At 74.9% G+C, this 17,873-nt stretch carries 12 protein-coding genes; 11 read left to right on the top strand and 1 reads right to left on the bottom strand.

Annotated elements, in window-relative coordinates; translation table 11 throughout:
* Window positions 1-125: 125 nt before the first annotated feature.
* The 8 genes from ACI79G_RS18750 to ACI79G_RS18715 all read left to right on the top strand — a co-directional run bounded on the left by ACI79G_RS18750 (window position 126) and on the right by ACI79G_RS18715 (window position 11,910).
* Window positions 126-1,646: a hypothetical protein gene (locus tag ACI79G_RS18750; protein WP_456882612.1), complete on the top strand. Its 1,521-nt coding sequence runs from the start codon at window positions 126-128 to the stop codon at window positions 1,644-1,646.
* A 99-nt stretch (window positions 1,647-1,745) separates the two neighbouring features.
* The gene (locus tag ACI79G_RS18745; RefSeq protein ID WP_456882611.1) at window positions 1,746-2,951 is read left to right on the top strand and encodes a glutamate--cysteine ligase; all 1,206 of its coding nucleotides are present in this window, start codon (window positions 1,746-1,748) and stop codon (window positions 2,949-2,951) included.
* Window positions 2,952-3,015: 64 nt separating this feature from the next.
* Window positions 3,016-4,263 carry an amidohydrolase gene (locus ACI79G_RS18740; protein WP_456882610.1) on the top strand — a complete coding sequence of 416 codons (1,248 nt, stop codon included), beginning with the start codon at window positions 3,016-3,018 and terminating at the stop codon, window positions 4,261-4,263.
* A 111-nt stretch (window positions 4,264-4,374) separates the two neighbouring features.
* Window positions 4,375-6,273, top strand: a complete 1,899-nt coding sequence (locus ACI79G_RS18735; RefSeq protein ID WP_456882609.1) for a methylmalonyl-CoA mutase subunit beta — start codon at window positions 4,375-4,377, stop codon at window positions 6,271-6,273.
* Window positions 6,270-8,480 carry a methylmalonyl-CoA mutase gene (gene scpA, locus ACI79G_RS18730; RefSeq protein ID WP_456882608.1) on the top strand — a complete coding sequence of 737 codons (2,211 nt, stop codon included), beginning with the start codon at window positions 6,270-6,272 and terminating at the stop codon, window positions 8,478-8,480. Before ACI79G_RS18735 ends, scpA begins: the two co-directional genes overlap by 4 nt.
* Before the next feature lie 151 nt (window positions 8,481-8,631).
* A complete protein-coding gene (meaB, locus tag ACI79G_RS18725) occupies window positions 8,632-9,624 on the top strand; it encodes a methylmalonyl Co-A mutase-associated GTPase MeaB (protein WP_456882607.1) in 993 nt (330 codons plus the stop codon).
* Window positions 9,625-9,712: 88 nt separating this feature from the next.
* The gene (locus ACI79G_RS18720; protein WP_456882606.1) at window positions 9,713-10,768 is read left to right on the top strand and encodes an alpha/beta fold hydrolase; all 1,056 of its coding nucleotides are present in this window, start codon (window positions 9,713-9,715) and stop codon (window positions 10,766-10,768) included.
* Between the two features lie 233 nt (window positions 10,769-11,001).
* On the top strand, window positions 11,002-11,910 hold the full coding sequence (locus ACI79G_RS18715; RefSeq protein WP_456882605.1) for a hypothetical protein: 909 nt from the start codon (window positions 11,002-11,004) through the stop codon (window positions 11,908-11,910).
* 129 nt (window positions 11,911-12,039) lie between these two features.
* On the opposite strand, the gene ACI79G_RS18710 is transcribed toward ACI79G_RS18715, so the two are convergent.
* Complete coding sequence (locus ACI79G_RS18710; RefSeq protein ID WP_456882604.1) at window positions 12,040-12,513, bottom strand: gamma-glutamylcyclotransferase; 474 nt, start codon at window positions 12,511-12,513, stop codon at window positions 12,040-12,042.
* A gap of 116 nt (window positions 12,514-12,629) precedes the next feature.
* Between ACI79G_RS18710 and ACI79G_RS18705 the strand changes: the two genes are divergently transcribed.
* The 3 genes from ACI79G_RS18705 to ACI79G_RS18695 form a co-directional block, all read left to right on the top strand.
* On the top strand, window positions 12,630-14,033 hold the full coding sequence (locus ACI79G_RS18705) for an NAD(P)H-quinone dehydrogenase (RefSeq protein WP_456882603.1): 1,404 nt from the start codon (window positions 12,630-12,632) through the stop codon (window positions 14,031-14,033).
* A gap of 135 nt (window positions 14,034-14,168) precedes the next feature.
* The gene (locus tag ACI79G_RS18700; protein WP_456882602.1) at window positions 14,169-15,905 is read left to right on the top strand and encodes a reprolysin-like metallopeptidase; all 1,737 of its coding nucleotides are present in this window, start codon (window positions 14,169-14,171) and stop codon (window positions 15,903-15,905) included.
* 68 nt (window positions 15,906-15,973) lie between these two features.
* Window positions 15,974-17,873: reprolysin-like metallopeptidase (locus tag ACI79G_RS18695; RefSeq protein WP_456882601.1), on the top strand; the 1,900-nt coding region annotated here is incomplete at its 3' end.

The following is a 17,873-nucleotide window of genomic DNA, read 5'->3' as shown; positions in this document are numbered from 1 at the left end:
AACGCTAGCCCAGCGCTCGGACGCTGACCCAGGGCCCGCGTCGGTGACGGGGCACACGTGTCCCAGCTGTCCCGCTGCGGGCGTGTCCGCTGGAGGCGGGCGACCGGGAGGCCGAGTGTGTCGGGGTGCAGCGCATCGACATCGACGGCGTCCCCGTCTTCACCGCCGACGGCCCGGCGCGGACCACCGCCGCCCTCGTCTTCGGAGTCGGGCTCCGCGACGAGACGTTCGCGACCATCGAGGTCACCCACCTCGTCGAGCACCTCGCGATGGGTGCACTGCCCAAGTCGCACCTGCGGTGCAACGCGGTGACCGACGTCGACACCACGACCTTCTACGCGACCGGCCGTCCGGAGGCCGTGGGCGCGTTCCTCGAGGGCATCTGCCGGGCACTGGCCGACCTGCCGACCGAGCGAATGGACCTCGAGGTCGGCGTCCTGCAGGCGGAGAACTGCTCCACCGCCCACTCCACCCTCGGCGCGCTGTGGGCCGCCCGCTTCGGCCTGACCGGCCCGGGCCTGGCCGTCGCCGACGGACCGGGCCCGGAGTACCTCACCGAGGAGACCGTGCGAACGCACGCCCGCCGCTGGTTCGTCCGCGACAACGCGGCGCTGTGGTGCGCCGGGCCGCTGCCCGCCGGACTGCGGCTGCCGCTCCCGGCCGGCCCCCGTCCCGAGCGCCCCGCCCCGGCGCCGCGGCCGCAGACCGGGCCGGTGTGGACCAAGGGCCACGGCACCGGCGTCGGCCTGCTGCTGTCCGCGGGCGGCGCGGGCGACCCCGCGCTGACCATCGGCATCGAGGTGCTCAAGGAGCGCCTGCGCGACACCGCCCGCCTCGCCCGCGGGCTGAGCTACTCCGTCGACTCGATGGCCCTGGACATCGCGGTCGACCGGCGGGAGGTGGCCGTCGTCCTCGACGCCCGGGAGGGACAGGAGGCGGCCGTCGCCGGCCTGCTCTGGCAGGCCTACACGGAGCTGTGCGCGTCCGGCCCGACCGCCGCCGAGCTCGCGCACGCGGTGGCCGGCTTCGAGGAGGAGCTGGACGCCGACGAGCGTGCCGTCGTGGAGTCCGAGCTCGCCGACGCCGCCTACTGCGCGGTGAGCGGCCTGCCGTTCCGCCCGGTGCAGGACGTGCTGGCGGCCTGGCGGACGACGCCCGGCGAGCGGGTGGCGGCGGCGCTGCAGGGCGCCCGGCCGACGGCGATCCTGTACGTGCCCGAGGAGGTCGACTACGCCGGCCCGGGCGGGCCGGTCGAGCGCCGCTACGTGTGCAACCTGCAGGACCGGCTGCCGGTGGGGGAGACCTTCCGGCCCTCGGCGCTGGCCCGGCTGTTCTCCCGGGAGAGCCGGGTCGCCCTCGTCGTCGGCGAGCGCGAGCTGGCCCACCGCGACAGCGACGGCGACGTCCACAGCATCCCGTGGGAGCTGGTCGAGGCCGCGCTGCCGACCCAGGACGGCCGGGCCGTCTTCGTCGTCGGGCGCAACCTGTGCAGCGCCGTCGTGGACGAGGAGCGGTTCGGACGGCGGGCGGTGGCGGCCGTGCAGGCGCGGGTGCCCGCCGCCCGCTGGCTGCCGCGGCCGAGGACCGCGGGGGACGACCTGGTCGGGGCCGCTCCCCCGGCGGCCACGGCCGCGGCCCGCCTCTAGGGGCCCTTACACGGTGGGGGGCAGGCGGCGGCCACCTCTCAGGGGCCCGCGCCGAGCTCGCGAGGCGTGGGGGAGAGGTGGTCCTTCTAGACTCCCCGCGTGGAGATCCCCTTCCGGTCCTCCGAGCGAGCCAGCCTCGGCGTCGAGTGGGAGCTGCAGCTCGTCGACCTGCGGACGCGGCAGCTGACCGCGGGGGCCGTGGAGATCCTCGAGGAAATCCGGCCCGAGGGTGCCGAGGAGCACCCCAAGGCCAAGCACGAGCTGCTGCAGTCGACCGTCGAGATCATCACCGGCGTCTGCGGCACCGTCGCCGAGGCCAAGGCCGACCTCGCCGGCACGCTCGCCGAGGTGCGGGCCGCAGCCGAGCGCCGCGGGCTGGGCGTGATGTGCGCCGGCACCCACCCGATCACCGACTGGCAGACGCAGCAGATCTCGCCCAAGGAGCGCTACCTGCAGCTGGTCGAGAAGATGCAGTGGCTGGCCCGCCGGCTGCAGATCTTCGGCGTCCACGTGCACGTCGGCGTGCGGGCGCCGGAGAAGGCGATCCCCATCGTCAACGCGCTCACCCAGTACGTGCCGCACTTCCTGGCGCTCTCGGCGTCCTCCCCCTTCTGGGTCGGCTGCGACACCGGGCTGGCCTCGGCCCGCTCCAAGGTCTTCGAGGGGATGCCGACCGCCGGCCTGCCCTACCAGCTGTCGGGCTGGGACCGCTTCGAGGAGTACATGGAGACGCTGATCTCCACGCACGCCATCGAGAGCGTCCGCGAGGTGTGGTGGGACATCCGCCCGCACCCGGACTTCGGCACCGTCGAGCTGCGCATCTGCGACGGGCTGCCCACCCTGGACGAGGTCGGCGCGGTGGCGGCGCTCTCGCAGTGCCTGGTCGAGCAGTTCGACACCCAGCTCGACCGCGGCTACACCCTGCCGGTGCCGGCCTCCTGGGTGCTGCAGGAGAACAAGTGGCGCGCGGCGCGCTACGGGCTGGACGCCGACATCGTCGTCGACGAGAAGGGCACCGTGCGGCCGGTGCGCCAGGCGATCACCGACCTGGTCGAGGAGCTCGTGCCCACCGCCCGCCGGCTGGGCTGCGAGGCCGAGCTGGCCGACGTCGAGCGGATCCTGGCCGTCGGCGCCTCCTACCAGCGGCAGCGCGCGGTCGCCGCGGCGCACGACGGCGACCTGACCGCCGTCGTCGACAGCCTGCAGGCCGAGCTGCGGAACGGCCTGCCCGCCAGCGGTCCCGCCGGGCTCCCGCCCGGGCCGGTGCCCGGCCCGGCCCGGTGCACCGGGGGCCATGCGGCATGAGGAGCGCTGGGGCATGAGGAGCGCTGGGGCATGAGGGGCACTGCGGCATGAGCAGCGCTGCCGCATGACCCAGTTCCCCGAGGAGCTGGGGACGGCGGTCGACGCGTGGGTCGCCGAGAAGCAGCCGCAGCTGGTCGCCGTGCGCCGGCACCTGCACGCCCACCCGGAGCTGGCCTTCGCCGAGTTCGAGACGACGTCCTTCCTCGAGCAGCGGCTGCGCAGCGCCGGCCTGGAGCCCAAGCGGCTGCCCACCGGGACCGGGCTGGTGGTCGAGGTCGGCTCCGGGGACCCGACGGTGGTGCTGCGCGCCGACATCGACGCGCTGCCGCTGGCCGACCTCAAGGACGTCCCGTACGCCTCGACCCGCGAGAACACCTGCCACGCCTGCGGGCACGACGTGCACACCACCGTCGCCCTCGGCGCCGTGCTGGCGCTGGCCGCGCTCGACGACCTGCCCGGCACCGTGCGCTGCGTCTTCCAGCCGGCCGAGGAGACCGTGCCCGGCGGCGCCACCGAGGTGGTCGCGGCCGGCGTGCTCGAGGGCGCCTCCCGGGCCTTCGCCCTGCACTGCGACCCCTCCCTCCCGGCCGGCACCGTCGGCCTGCGCACCGGAGCGATCACCGCCGCCTGCGACCGGATGGACGTCACCCTCACCGGCCCGGGCGGGCACACCGCCCGGCCCCAGCTGACCGTCGACCTGGTCGACGCCCTCGGCCGGCTGATCACCGACCTGCCGGCGCTGCTGTCCCGGCAGGTCGACCCGCGCGCCGGCATGTCGCTGGTCTGGGGCGCGGTCGACGCCGGGGTCGCGGCCAACGCCATCCCGCAGCGCGGTCACCTGCGCGGCACGGTGCGCGTGCTCGACCGCGACACCTGGCAGGACGCCGAGGCGCTGCTGCGCTCGCTGGTCGAGCGGGTCGCCGCCACCACCGGGGCCGACGTCGACGTCGACTACGTGCGCGGGGTGCCGCCCGTGGTGAACGACCCGCGGGCCGTGGCGCTGCTGCGCTCGGCGGCGCTGGAGACGGTCGGCAGCGAGGGGCTGCGGCTGTCCCCGCAGAGCATGGGCGGTGAGGACTTCGGCTGGTTCGCCGACGTCCTGCCCATCGCGCTGGCCCGGCTGGGCACCCACGGTGGCGGCGCGCCGCTGGACCTGCACCGGGGCACCTTCGACGTCGACGAGCGGGCGATCTCGGTCGGCGTGCGGCTCATGGCCCGCACCGCGCTGCACGCGCTGTCCGCCGACGCGGGCGCCCCGCCGCCCGGCCCGTCGCCGCACCCCAGCGGTTCCGGTCCGGGTGCGCGACGGTAGACACTGACGCTGATCGACCGACGATGCCGGGAGCCCGATCGTGAGCGAGCTTGCGAGCGAACCGCAGCAGTTCGAGCGAACGCGGGCGACGAGTGCCACCGAGGAGGCCTCGTGAGTAGCTCCGACCAGCAGGCAGCAGCACCCGCCGACGCCGAGGTCCCGGCCGAGCACGAGGTCCCCGACGACCTCCGGCTCGCCGCCGGGTTCCCGGCCGCGACCCGGGAGGCCTGGCGCGAGCTGGTCGCCGCGGTGCTGCGCAAGGCCGGGCGCGAGGACCTGCCCGACCCGGTCGAGGACGCGCTGCGGGTACCGGTCGCCACCGGCGTCAGCGTCGCCCCGCTCTACACCGCCGAGGACGCCGGCGACCTGCCCACCGCGGTCGGCGTCCCGGGGCTGGCCCCCTTCGTGCGGGGCTCACGGCCCGGTGCGACCGGCGAGGTGCCCGGCGGCTGGGACGTCCGCCAGCGGCACGCCCACCCCGACGTCGCGGTGACGAAGGAGGCGATCGCCGCCGACCTGGAGAACGGCGTCACCTCGCTGTGGCTGGAGCTCGGTGAGGGAGCGGTCCCGGTCGACGCGCTCGGCGACGTCCTGGCCGACGTCTACCTCGACCTCGCGCCGGTGTCGGTCTCCGGCGGGCGTTCGGCGGGCGAGGCGCAGGCGATCGCGGAGGCCCTGCTCGCCCACGTCGCCGGCCGCACCGACCTCGCCCCCGGCGGCTCGCTGGGCCTGGACCCGCTCGGCGTGCAGGCCGCCTCGGGGGAGGAGCAGGACCTCACCGGGCTGGCCGACGTCGCCCGCCGGGCCCCCGCGGGCTGGCGCACCGTCGTCGTGGACGCCACCGTCTTCCACGACGCCGGGGCCTCCGCCGTCGAGGAGCTCGGCTGCTCGCTGGCCGCGGGGGTGGCCTACCTGCGGGCGCTGACCGACGGCGGGCTCTCCACCGACGAGGCCTTCGCCGCGCTCGAGTTCCGCTACGCGGCCAGCGCGGACCAGTTCACGACGATCGCCGCCCTGCGCGCCGCCCGCCGGCTGTGGGACCGGGTCGGTGACGTCAGCGGGGCCTCACCCGACGTGCGGGCCCAGCGGCAGCACGCCGTCACCTCCTCGGTGATGACCACCAGGCGCGACCCGTGGGTCAACATGCTGCGGACGACGGTCGCCTGCTTCGCCGCCGGCGTGGGCGGGGCCGACGTCGTCACCGTGCAGCCCTTCGACGCTGCCCTCGGCCTGCCCGACGCCTTCTCCCGCCGGATCGCCCGCAACACCCAGAACCTGCTGGTCGAGGAGGCGCACCTCGCCCGCGTGCTCGACCCGGCCGGCGGCTCGTGGTACGTCGAGGCGCTCACCGACGCCCTGGCCGAGGCCGCCTGGAGCTGGTTCACCGAGATCGAGCGGGCCGGCGGACTGGCCGCCGCCCTGGGCTCGGGCCTGGTCCGCGACCGGATCGCCGCCGCGTGGGACGCCCGCGCCGAGCGGCTGGCCCACCGCACCGACGCCATCACCGGCGTCAGCGAGTTCCCCAACCTCACCGAGAAGCTCCCCGAACGGCAGCCCGCCGCGGACCTGCACCCGACCGGGGGGCTGCCGCGGGTGCGGGCGGCGCAGGCGTTCGAGGAGCTGCGCGACCGCGCCGACGCCGCCCGGCGGGCGGGGTCGGAGCCGAGGGTCTACCTCGCCACCATCGGCTCGATCGCCCGCCACACCGCGCGCGCCACCTTCGCCGGCAACCTGTTCCAGGCCGGGGGAGTGGCGACGCCCTCGGGGGACGGGGCCTCCGGCCTCGCCGACGCGGGGACGACGGTCGCCTGCATCTGCGGCACCGACAAGGACTACGCGGAGTCCGCGGCGGCACTCGCCGCGGAGCTGCGCGCCGCCGGGGCCACCGCGGTGTGGCTGGCCGGCAAGCCGTCGCTCGCGGTCGAGGGCGTCGACGGGTACGTGTACGCCGGGTGCGACGCGCTCGACGTCCTGCAGCGAGTCCACGAGCAGCTGGGAGTGCCGGCATGAGCGTCATCCCCGACTTCGGCGGCGTCGAGCTGGGCCGCCCCGCGGCGGCCGCATCGGTCGACGACTGGGCCAAGACCTTCAAGGAGACGACCGGCCGCGGCGTGGAGGAGGCCGCCTGGGAGACCCCCGAGGGCATCGCCGTCCCGCCGCTGTTCACCCCCGCGGACCTGCGGGGTCTGGACTTCCTGGAGACCTACCCCGGCATCGCGCCGTACCTGCGCGGGCCCTACCCGACGATGTACACGACGCAGCCGTGGACGGTCCGCCAGTACGCGGGCTTCTCCACCGCCGCGGAGTCCAACGCCTTCTACCGGCGCAACCTCGCCGCGGGGCAGAAGGGCCTGTCGATCGCCTTCGACCTGCCCACCCACCGGGGCTACGACTCCGACCACCCGCGCGTGGTGGGCGACGTCGGCATGGCCGGGGTGGCGGTCGACTCGATCCTGGACATGCGGCAGCTCTTCGACGGCATCCCGCTGGACCGGATGAGCGTCTCGATGACCATGAACGGCGCCGTCCTGCCGGTGCTGGCGCTCTACATCGTCGCCGCCGAGGAGCAGGGGGTGGAGCACGGTCAGCTGACCGGGACCATCCAGAACGACATCCTCAAGGAGTTCATGGTCCGCAACACCTACATCTACCCGCCCAAGCCGTCGATGCAGATCATCAGCGACATCTTCGCGTTCACCTCGCAGGAGATGCCGCGGTTCAACTCGATCTCCATCTCCGGCTACCACATCCAGGAGGCCGGGGCGACGGCCGACCTGGAGCTGGCCTACACGCTGGCCGACGGCGTGGAGTACCTCAGGGCGGGCAAGGACGCCGGGCTCGACGTCGACGCGTTCGCGCCGCGGCTGAGCTTCTTCTGGGCGATCGGCATGAACTTCTTCATGGAGGTCGCCAAGCTGCGGGCCGGGCGGCTGCTGTGGGCGCGGCTGGTCAAGGAGGCCGGCGCGCAGAGGGACAAGTCGCTGTCGCTGCGCACCCACTCGCAGACCTCCGGCTGGTCGCTGACCGCGCAGGACGTCTACAACAACGTCGTCCGCACCTGCCTGGAGGCGATGGCCGCCACCCAGGGGCACACCCAGTCGCTGCACACCAACGCCCTCGACGAGGCGCTGGCGCTGCCCACCGACTTCTCCGCGCGGATCGCCCGCAACACCCAGCTGCTGCTGCAGCAGGAGTCGGGGACGACGCGGGTCATCGACCCGTGGGGCGGCTCGGCGTACGTGGAGCGGCTGACCTACGACCTGGCCCGGCGCGCCTGGGCACACATCGAGGAGGTCGCCGAGCACGGCGGCATGGCCCAGGCCATCGACGACGGCATCCCGAAGCTGCGCATCGAGGAGGCCGCCGCCCGCACCCAGGCGCGCATCGACTCCGGCCGGCAGCCGGTCATCGGCGTCAACAAGTACCGGGTCGACGCCGACGAGGCGATCGAGGTCCTGCGGGTCGACAACGCCGACGTGCTGGCCCAGCAGAAGGCCAAGCTGGAGGAGCTGCGCGCCTCCCGGGACGACGGCGCGGTCCGCGAGGCGCTCTCCCGGCTCACCGACGCCGCGCGGGCGGCGGCCGAGGGACGGCGGGACCGCTCGCTGGACTCGAACCTGTTGAAGCTCGCCGTCGACGCGGCCCGGGCCAAGGCGACCGTCGGGGAGATCTCCGACGCGCTCGAGGAGGTCTACGGGCGGCACGCCGGCCAGGTGCGCACCATCTCCGGCGTCTACCGCGACGAGGCAGGAGCATCCGGCCCCATGGAGGAGACCCGCCGACTGGCCGAGGCGTTCGAGGAGGCCGAGGGACGCCGTCCCCGCATCCTGGTCGCCAAGATGGGCCAGGACGGCCACGACCGCGGCCAGAAGGTCATCGCGACCGCGTTCGCCGACCTCGGCTTCGACGTCGACGTCGGCCCGCTGTTCCAGACCCCCGAGGAGGTCGCCCGGCAGGCGGTGGAGGCCGACGTGCACGTCGTCGGCGTCTCGTCGCTCGCGGCGGGCCACCTGACGCTGGTGCCGGCGCTCAAGCAGGCACTGGCCGACCTCGGGGCCGAGGACGTCGTCATCGTGGTCGGCGGGGTCATCCCGCCCGACGACGTGCCGACGCTCAAGGAGATGGGCGCGGCCGAGGTGTTCCTGCCCGGCACGGTGGTCGCCGAGGCGGCGCAGCGGCTGCTGCGGACGCTGTCCTCGAACCTCGGGCACGGCTGAGCGGACAGGCGCGTGAGCATCGCAGCGAGCGACGGAGCCGACAGGGAGTGAGCATCGCAGCGAGCTCTGCGAGCGAGGAGCGGAGCGACCGCGGAGGCGACGTGGGTCAGAGCGAGCGAGGAGCGGAGCGCGCCGCGGAAGCGAAGGAGCGATGACGGCCCGTCCCGTCGACGTCCCGGCGCTGGTCGAGGGCGTGCTGGCCGGTGACCGGCGGGCCGTGGCCCGGGCGATCACGCTCGTCGAGTCCCACCGCGCCGACCACCGGGAGCGCGCGCAGGAGCTGCTGGTCGAGCTGCTGCCGCACGCCGGGTCGGCGCGGCGGGTCGGCATCAGCGGCGTCCCCGGGGTGGGGAAGTCGACGTTCATCGACCAGCTCGGCGTGACCCTGACGGCGGCCGGGTCGAAGGTCGCGGTGCTGGCCGTCGACCCGTCGTCCGCACGGTCCGGCGGGTCGATCCTCGGGGACAAGACCCGGATGGCGCGGCTGTCGGTGGACCCGAACGCCTTCATCCGGCCCTCGCCGACCTCGGGGACCCTCGGCGGGGTCGCGCAGGCCACGCGGGAGTCGATGGTCGTCGTCGAGGCGGCCGGGTACGACGTCGTGCTGGTGGAGACCGTCGGCGTCGGGCAGTCGGAGATCACCGTCGCCGAGATGGTCGACTCGTTCCTGTTCCTGACGCTGGCCCGCACCGGCGACCAGCTGCAGGGGATCAAGCGCGGCATCCTCGAGATCGCCGACGTGATCGCGGTGAACAAGGCCGACGGGCCCGGTGCCCCGGACGCGCGCAAGGCCGCCCGCCAGCTGGCCGGGGCGATCCGCATGCTGCGCGGGCACGACGAGGAGTGGCAGGTGCCGGTGCTGACCTGCGCCGGGCTGACCGGCGAGGGCCTGGACGAGGTGTGGGCCAAGCTGGTCGAGCACCAGGACCGGCGCAGGGCCTCGGGTGCCTTCGACGAGCGCCGGCGCAGCCAGCAGGTGCGCTGGACCCGGCAGCTGGTGCGCGACGGCCTGGAGCACCGGCTGCGCGCCCACCCCGGCGTCCGGGCGGCCGCGCCGGAGCTGGAGAAGGCGGTGCTGGCCGGCGAGCTGACCCCGGCGCTGGCCGCACAGCAGCTCCTGGAGACCTTCCTCCACAACTCCTGAACTCGACGGGTGAGCCAGGTCACGGAACGCTAGCGTCCGGGCAGGGCCGTGCCCGCGGTCCGTCCCCGCTGCCGAGACGAGGCCGGCCATGCCGATCGACAACCCGTACTACTCCGCTGCGGTCCACGGCGACTTCGAGCTCGCCGACATCGGCGACCTGGTGCTGGAGGAGGGGGCCACCCTCCGCGGCTGCCAGCTGGCCTACCAGACCCTGGGCACGCTCAACGCGGCGAAGGACAACGCCGTCCTGATCCCGACCTGGTACTCGGGCAACCACTCGATCATGCGGGACACCTACGTCGGGTCGGGCCGGGCGATCGACCCCGCGGAGCACTTCGTCGTCCTGGTCAACCAGATCGGCAGCGGGCTGGGCACCTCGCCGCACAACCTGGCCGGCGCCTACGGCCGGGGCCGCTTCCCGCGGGTGCGCATCGGGGACGACGTAGTCGCCCAGGAGCGGCTGCTGCGCGAGGTGCTCGGCGTCGAGGAGCTGGCGCTGGTCTTCGGCGGGTCGATGGGCGCCCAGCAGACCTACGAGTGGGCGGTCCGGTTCCCCGACCGGGTCAAGCGGGCCGCGCCGCTGGCCGGCACCGCGCGGATGTACCAGCACTGCGTCGTCTGGGCGCAGACGCTGGTCGACGCCCTCACCTCCGACCCCGGGTACGCCGGGGGCTGGTACCGCGACCCCGCCGACGTCCGAGGCGGGCTGCAGCGGCACGCCGGGCTGTTCGCGCTGCACGTGCTGTCCAACGAGTTCTGGACCCGCGAGCACTGGCGGGCGCTGGGCTTCAGCTCGCCGGAGGACTTCGTGGTCGGCTTCCTGGAGGCGTACTTCGAGCCCATGGACGCCGGTGACCTGCTGACCCAGGCCTGGAAGTGGCAGCACGGCGACGTCAGCCGGCACACGGCCGGGGACCTCGCCGCCGCGCTGGGCCGGATCACCGCGAGGACGGTGGTCATGCCCATCAGCACCGACAAGTTCTTCCCGCCCGAGGACTGCGCCGCCGAGCAGGCGCTCGTCCCCGACAGCCAGTTCCGCGTCATCGAGGACGTGCACGGCCACGCCTCGCTGTTCGGGCTCACGCCGCCCTACCTCGAGCAGGTCGACGACGCACTGCGCAAGCTGCTGGAGACGCCGGCCTGAGCGGGGTCGGGGCCGCGATCATGCTCGCCGGCTCTCCTCCGCGCCGGCCCTCCGCGGTGATCCCTCCGCGCCGGCCCTCCGCGGTGATCATGAAGTCCCGGTGGGGACACGCCGGGTGCTCAGGGCGTGTCGCCACCGGAACTCCATGATCACCGGGATCCACAGCGCTGCTCGCCGTCCACACATCGACCGCCGGTCCGCACGGGACGGTGCCCCGGTCCGAGCGTCGGAGCATGGACTTCGCGCTCTACCGGACGATCGCCCGCCAGGGCGGCGTCTTCACCACCGCTCAGGCCCGTGACCGCTACAGCGACTGGGAGACCCGCCGGCTGGTGCGGTCCGGCCGGTGGCGCCGGACCCGGTGGCGAGGAGTGCTGGCGGACGCCGAGCTGCCCGACTCCCCGGTGCTCCAGGTCCGGGCGGCCGCGCTGGCGGTCGGCCCGGACCTCGTCGCGTGCCACTCGACCGCCGCCCTGCTCTGGGGCTTCGACGTCCTGGGACCGGACGTGCTGCACTTCCTCGGGCCGCCGCAGCTGGTCAACCGGCGACTCCCCGGGGTCCAGGTGCACCCGTCGAGCCTCGGCACGGACGACGCCGTGCTGGTCGACGGCGTCTGGTGCACCTCAGCGGCCCGGACGGCGTGCGACGTCGTGCGCCTGGCCGCGCCCGTCCACGGTCTGGCCGTCCTCGACGCGGCGCTGCGGTCGGCCTGGTGCACGCGGGACCAGCTGGCGGCCGCTGCAGCGGAACAGGCCGGACTGCGTGGGGTCGTGCGCCTGAGGGAGCTGCTGCCGCACGCGTCGGCGGGTGCGGAGTCGCCGATGGAGTCGCGGATGCGGTGGCGCTTCATCGACGGCGGTCTGCCGGCACCGGACGTCCAGGTGCGGGTCGTCGACGACGGGCGCAGCCACCACCTCGACACCGGCTGGCGGGACGCGCGCGTGGGGGCCGAGTTCGACGGCCTCGAGGCGCACATGACCCGGCAGCAGCTCGCCGCGGACCGGGACCGCCACAACTGGCTCACCGAGCGGCGCTGGACCCTGCTGCACTTCACGGCCGTCGACGTGTACCGGCGGTACGAGCGGATGGTGGACACCGTCGCCCGACACCTCGGCATCTCCACCCAACCGAGACGATCATGAAGTCGCGGTGGGGACGCGCCGGCGAGAGGTGGTGTGTCGCCACCGCGACTTCATGATCACCGGGAAGAGAGGGCGGATGCCGGGGAAGAGGGGCGGACGCCGCAGGACGATTGCGGAGGGGGCAGCCGGTCAGACGCCGGTGGAGCGGCACTCGCGGGCGCGGAGCTCCTCGAGGTAGTCGTCCGGGGCGCCGGCGGCCTCGGCGGCGTCGGCGAGCGCGCCCAGGTACCGCGCCGACGGCAGCCCGCCCTCGAAGGCGTCGAGCACGTAGACCCAGGCCACCTGGTCGCCGGTGAGCGTGTGCACCCGCAGGTGCAGCTTCCGGTAGAGGCCCTGGTCGGCGCCCTCCCAGGCGTCGAGCGCCTTCTCGTCGGCCTCGGTGAGGTCGTAGAGGGCGACGAAGACGCCGGGGGTGAGCGACTCGCCCGGTGCGGTGTCGTCGGGGACGAGGGTGGCCAGGGCCCCCTCCCAGCCGTACTCCTCGGCCCCGAAGGTCAGCCGCCAGCCCTTGATCCAGCCGGTGCCGGTGTGCGGGGAGGAGGGGCAGCGCCGGAGCATCTGTGCGGGATCCATGTTCGACCCGTAGGCGGCGTAGAGGCCCATCACCGGCAGCCTACGACCGTGTGGCGCGCCCCTCGGTGGGAGATGAGCCACGTCGTCACCCGGAACGAGGAGAATGGTGCACCGCACGTGTCCACAGCGCACCGAGAAGGACTCCCATGACCCGCATCGTGATCATCGGCGGCGGTCCGGCCGGCTACGAGGCCGCGCTGGTCGCGGCATCCCTCGGTGCGCAGGTCACCGTGGTCGAGCGGGACGGCGTCGGTGGGGCGAGCGTGCTCACCGACTGCGTCCCCTCCAAGACCTTCATCGCCTCGGCCGGCGCGATGACCAACGTGCGCGACTCGGCCGCACTCGGCGTGCAGGGCGCCGAGCTGGCCACCGTCGGCATCGACCTCCCCGCGGTCAACCAGCGGGTCAAGGGGCTCGCCGTGGCGCAGTCCGCCGACATCCGGGCCCGGCTGGTCGCCGAGGGCGTGCGGGTCGTCGCCGGGCAGGGCCGGCTCTCCGACGAGGTCCGCGGCCTGGTGGAGCACCGGGTCGAGGTGCTGGACGGCGACGGCGCGGTCACCGAGACGCTGGAGTGCGACGTCGTCCTGGTCTCGACCGGGGCCGATCCGCGCGTGCTGCCCGGCGCCGAGCCCGACCACGAGCGGATCCTCGACTGGCGCGACGTCTACGACATCCAGGACATGCCCGAGCACCTGGTCGTCGTCGGCTCCGGCGTGACCGGCGCCGAGTTCGCCTCCGGCTACCTGGAGGCCGGTGTGCCGGTGACGCTGGTGTCCTCACGCGACCGGGTGCTGCCCGGGGAGGACTCCGACGCCGCCGAGGTGCTCGAGGAGGTCTTCCAGTCCCGCGGCGGCCGGCTCGAGCGCGGCCGGGCCGGGGCGGTGCGGCGCACCGAGAAGGGCGTCGTCGTCGAGCTCACCGACGGGCGCACCGTCGAGGGCTCGCACGCGCTGATGACCGTCGGCACCGTGCCCAACACCGCCGGGCTCAACCTGGAGCAGTGCGGGGTCGAGCTCGCGCCGTCCGGGCACGTCGTCGTCGACCGCGTCTCGCGCACGAGCGTGCCGGGCATCTACGCCGCCGGTGACGTCACCGGCGTGTTCCAGCTGGCGTCGGTCGCGGCGATGCAGGGCCGGATCGCCATGTGGCACGCGCTCGGCGAGGCGGTCACCCCGATCCGGCTCAAGACGGTCTCGGCGAACGTCTTCACCCACCCCGAGATCGCCACGGTGGGCGTGCAGGAGAAGACGCTGCCCGAGGGCGCCGACATCGAGGTCGTGCGGCTGCCGCTGGCCACCAACGCGCGGGCCAAGATGGCCGACCTGCGGGACGGCTTCGTGAAGCTGTTCGCCCGGCAGGCGACCGGCGTGGTCGTCGGCGGGGTCGTCGTCGCGCCGGGGGCCTCCGAGCTGATCCTGCCGATCGCCCTGGCGGTCACCAAGGGGCTGACGGTGAGCGACCTGGCGCACACCTTCGCGATCTACCCGTCGCTGTCCGGCTCGATCACCGAGGCCGGCCGGCGGCTGATGAGGGCCGACGCGCTGGCGTAGCAGGTGGGGCGCGTGAGGCGTCCATGCCGGGACGCCGGGGGTGCGGGGGAGCCCTGAGCCGGATGTGACGGCGGGTTCGACTGGATCCCCGGCGTCCGGTGCCGACGCGCGCGCGGGCTGCCGAGGACAGGGGGGATGCGCCTCCACCGGAACACCCCCGCCCCCCGCCGCCGCCCGCTCCGGGCGCTGGCCGGTGCGGCGACCGCGCTGGCCCTCTCCCTGACGCTGCCGGCGACGCCGGCCCGGGCCGAGGAGGCCGCGGCGCGGTCCACCGTCGTCGGCGAGATCGTGCAGGCCTGGCCCGAGGCCGGACCGGCCGGCTCCGCCGCGGAGGCCGAGCACGCCGAGGCCCCGCTGACCTGGGTCGAGAGCCCCACCGGTGAGGCGGTCCGCGTGCCGACCGGGGCGGTGGCCGGCCTGGCGGTCGGCTCCACCGTCGAGGTCACGGTGGGCGCGCACGTCTCCGACGCCGCCGGTCAGGAGGGCTTCGAGCCCGCCCGCGACGTGCTCGGCGCGCAGCTGCTGCAGGAGGCGCCCGAGGCCCGCGCCGCGCGGGCGGCCGGGCTGACCAACCAGGTCACCGTGGCGATGGTGGTCCCGGCCGGCGGGCAGCGGGACGGCGCGACGCTGCCCCAGCTCGTCGCCGCCGTCGACGGGCCGGTCGCGGAGTTCTGGGCGGGGGAGACCGACGGCGCCGTCCGGCTCGGCGTGACCGCCGCGCACGACTGGCTGCAGACCACCGCCGGGTGCGCCGACCCCACCGCCCTGTGGAACGAGGTCGCCGACCGCACCGGCTTCGTGCCCGGCCCCGGCCGGCACCTGGTCGTCTACGTCAGCAGCCGGCCGCGCGACCTGCCCGGCTGCTCCTACGCGCTGGGCCAGGTCGGCGCCGGCGTCGGCGCGGGCGGGCGGGTCTACGTCCGCGACCTGCTGCCCTCGGTCATCGCCCACGAGCTGGGCCACAACTTCGGCCTCGGGCACTCCTCGGGGCACCAGTGCGACGCCGCGATGGAGACCGGCGCCTGCCGCACCGCTCCCTACCGCGACTACTACGACGTCATGGGCGCCTCGTGGCGTGAGACCGGGTCGCTCAACGCCCCGCAGGCCGCGCAGCTGGGCGTGCTGCCCCCCTCGGCGCAGCTGCCGGTCGAGGCGGCCGGCCCGGCCACGACGGTCACCCTCGCCCCGCTGGGGTCGCGGGCCGGCACCCGCGCGGTGCGGCTGACCGACGCAGCGGGCAGCACCTACTGGCTGGAGCTGCGCGCCGCGGTCGGACGCGATGCCTGGCTCGGCGCGACCGGCAACCGCTTCGGCCTCGACTCCGGCGTCCTGCTGCACCGCACCGGCCGGATGCCCGACACCGCGCTGCTGCTCGACGGCAGCCCGTCGCCGGCCGCCGGCTGGGACGACGACCTGCGGGCCGCGCTGCCCGTCGGCGTGCCGGTGCCGGTCGCCGGTGGCGCGTTCACCGTCACCGTGGACGCCGTCACCGCGACCGGGGCGACGCTGACCGTCGTCCCCGCCGCCGGTGCCGCCGTCCCGGTGACCCCGCTCCCGGAGGCCGACGCCGCGCCGCAGGTGCTGGCCGCCACGCCGGTCGCCTCGGCCCCTGACCCCGTCGCCGCCGCTCCGGCCGCCCCGGCCGAGGTGGCCGCGCCGGCGCCCGTCGTCGCCGCTGCCCCGGCGGCCCGGGAGGTCCCGGCCGCTCCGGTCGCCACCGGGATGCAGCTCATCGAGCCGGTGCCGGCCGCGGTCCGGACCGCCTCCCGCGCGGGCTGGACCGCCCCGGCCGCCGCGGTCGCGGGCCTGGGGGTCCTGGTGCTCGCCGGTTGGGGTGTCACCCGGAAGCGGGGCGTGCGCGCCGAGGACTGAGTCCCGCCTGTAAGCACCGGCCCGACCTGCCGATGAGGGGACCGGCCCCTCTCGCTTGGAGACCCTCCGTGCCCCCAGTGCGCTCCACCCGGCTGCTGGCGCTCGCCGTCGCGGCCGCCACCGTCCTCCCCGTGCTGGTCGCACCACCCGCCACCGCCGAGGAGCTGCCGGCTCCGGCCGCGCCCGCGGATCCGGCAGCGCCGGAGGCCTCGGCCCCCGGGGACACCGTCGTCGGCGAACTGGTCCAGGGCTACGTGGACCCCTCGCCGACGGCGGCCCTCGAGACCGAGGAGGACCACGCCGACAGCCTGGTCAGCTGGATCCAGACCGACTCGGGCGATGCGGTGCGGGTGCCGACGGAGGACGTCGAGGACATCGACACCGGCTCCACCGTCGAGGTGACCCTGGGCGAGGCCGTGGAGGACGAGGTGGCCGCGGCCGACCTCGCCCCGGCGCAGGAGGTCCTCGCCGCCGAGGTGCTCGCGGCCCCAGCCGAGGCCACCGCACCGGCCGAAGGCATGGTCAACCACCAGGTCACCGTGGTCATGCTGCAGCCGGCCGGTGCCGTCCGGGACGGCACGAGCCTCGCCCAGGTGGTCGACACGGTCAACGGGCCGGTCGCCTCCTTCTGGGCCGAGCAGACCGGTGGCGCGGTCCGGCTCGGCGTGGGACCCGCCCTCGACTGGACGACCCAGTCCTCCCTCACCTGCGAGGACCCGTTCGCGCTCTGGGCAGAGGCCGCCACCCGCGCCGGGTGGCAGACGGCTCCCGGCCGACACCTGCTCGTGTACGTGCCGGCCGACTCACCGGGTTGCGGCTACGGCCTCGGCACGATCGGTACGGGGATCGGCTCGGGCGGCATGTCCTACGTGCAGGCGCCCGAGCTGTCGGTCATCGCGCACGAAATCGGGCACAACCTGGGACTGGGCCACGCCTCCGAGCTCCAGTGCGACGGCACGCTGGACCGGGGCACGTGCGCGGTGAGCCCCTATGACGACCTGTACGACGTCATGGGCGTCTCCTGGGGGCCGGTCGGCTCGCTCAACGCACCGCACGCAGCGCGCCTCGGGGTGCTGCCGTCGGGGGCGGCGCCCACGGTGAGGGTCGGGTCCGCACCCGTGCAGTACGCCCTGTCGCCGGTCGGCGCCCGCACCGGGACCCGGGCGCTGCGGTTGGTCGACACCAACGGCGAGGTCTACTGGCTCGAGTACCGGATGCCCACCGGCCGGGACAGCTGGCTGGAGACGGACGAGAACTGGGTGTACCTGTGGAATGGCGCCCAGGTCCGGCTGCAGAGCGGTGTCCAGGTGCGCCTGGCGGCCGAGGGGGACGACACCTCCCTGCTCCTCGACGGCACCCCGTCGCGGATGGGTAGGTGGGGCAACGACCCCTGGGTGACCCTCCCGGGTCTGGACTCGGTGTGGTTCGGCCTCGGGCCGTTCCGGGTCACCGTGCTCGAACACCGGGCGGACTTCGCCCGCGTGGAGGTCTCCACGAACGGCTCTTCCCCGCTGACCGCTATCGAGACGGCCTACATGGCGCACGGTGGGATGGCCGGCTGGCTGGGTGCCCCGACCGAGCAGGAGTTCTGCGGTCTGCCCTGGGGTGGCTGCCGGCGGACCTACCAAAACGGCTCCCTCTACTTGAACCCGCGGGCGGCGAGCGTGTCCGTGCTGAGCGCTCCGACGGCGGCTCGGTACGAGCAGGCCGGTGGTCCTGCTGCCCTCGGCTACCCGTACGCCGACGAGCGCGACGTCGTCGGCCCGTCGGGACCGGGCCGGATCACCTCCTTCCCGGGTGGCGCCGTCGTCTGGTCCCCCTCGATCGGCGCCCGGTTGGTACGGGGAGCGATCTTGGACATGTGGCGCCAGCTGGGCGCTCAGACCGGGCCGATGGGCTATCCGACGGGCGATGACGTCGCCGTGCCCGGCGGCTACAAGACGGTTTTCCAGAACGGGGCCATCTACT

The sequence above is a fragment of the Geodermatophilus sp. SYSU D00779 genome (assembly GCF_054050595.1).
This window is presented reverse-complemented; position numbering and strand designations above follow the sequence as displayed.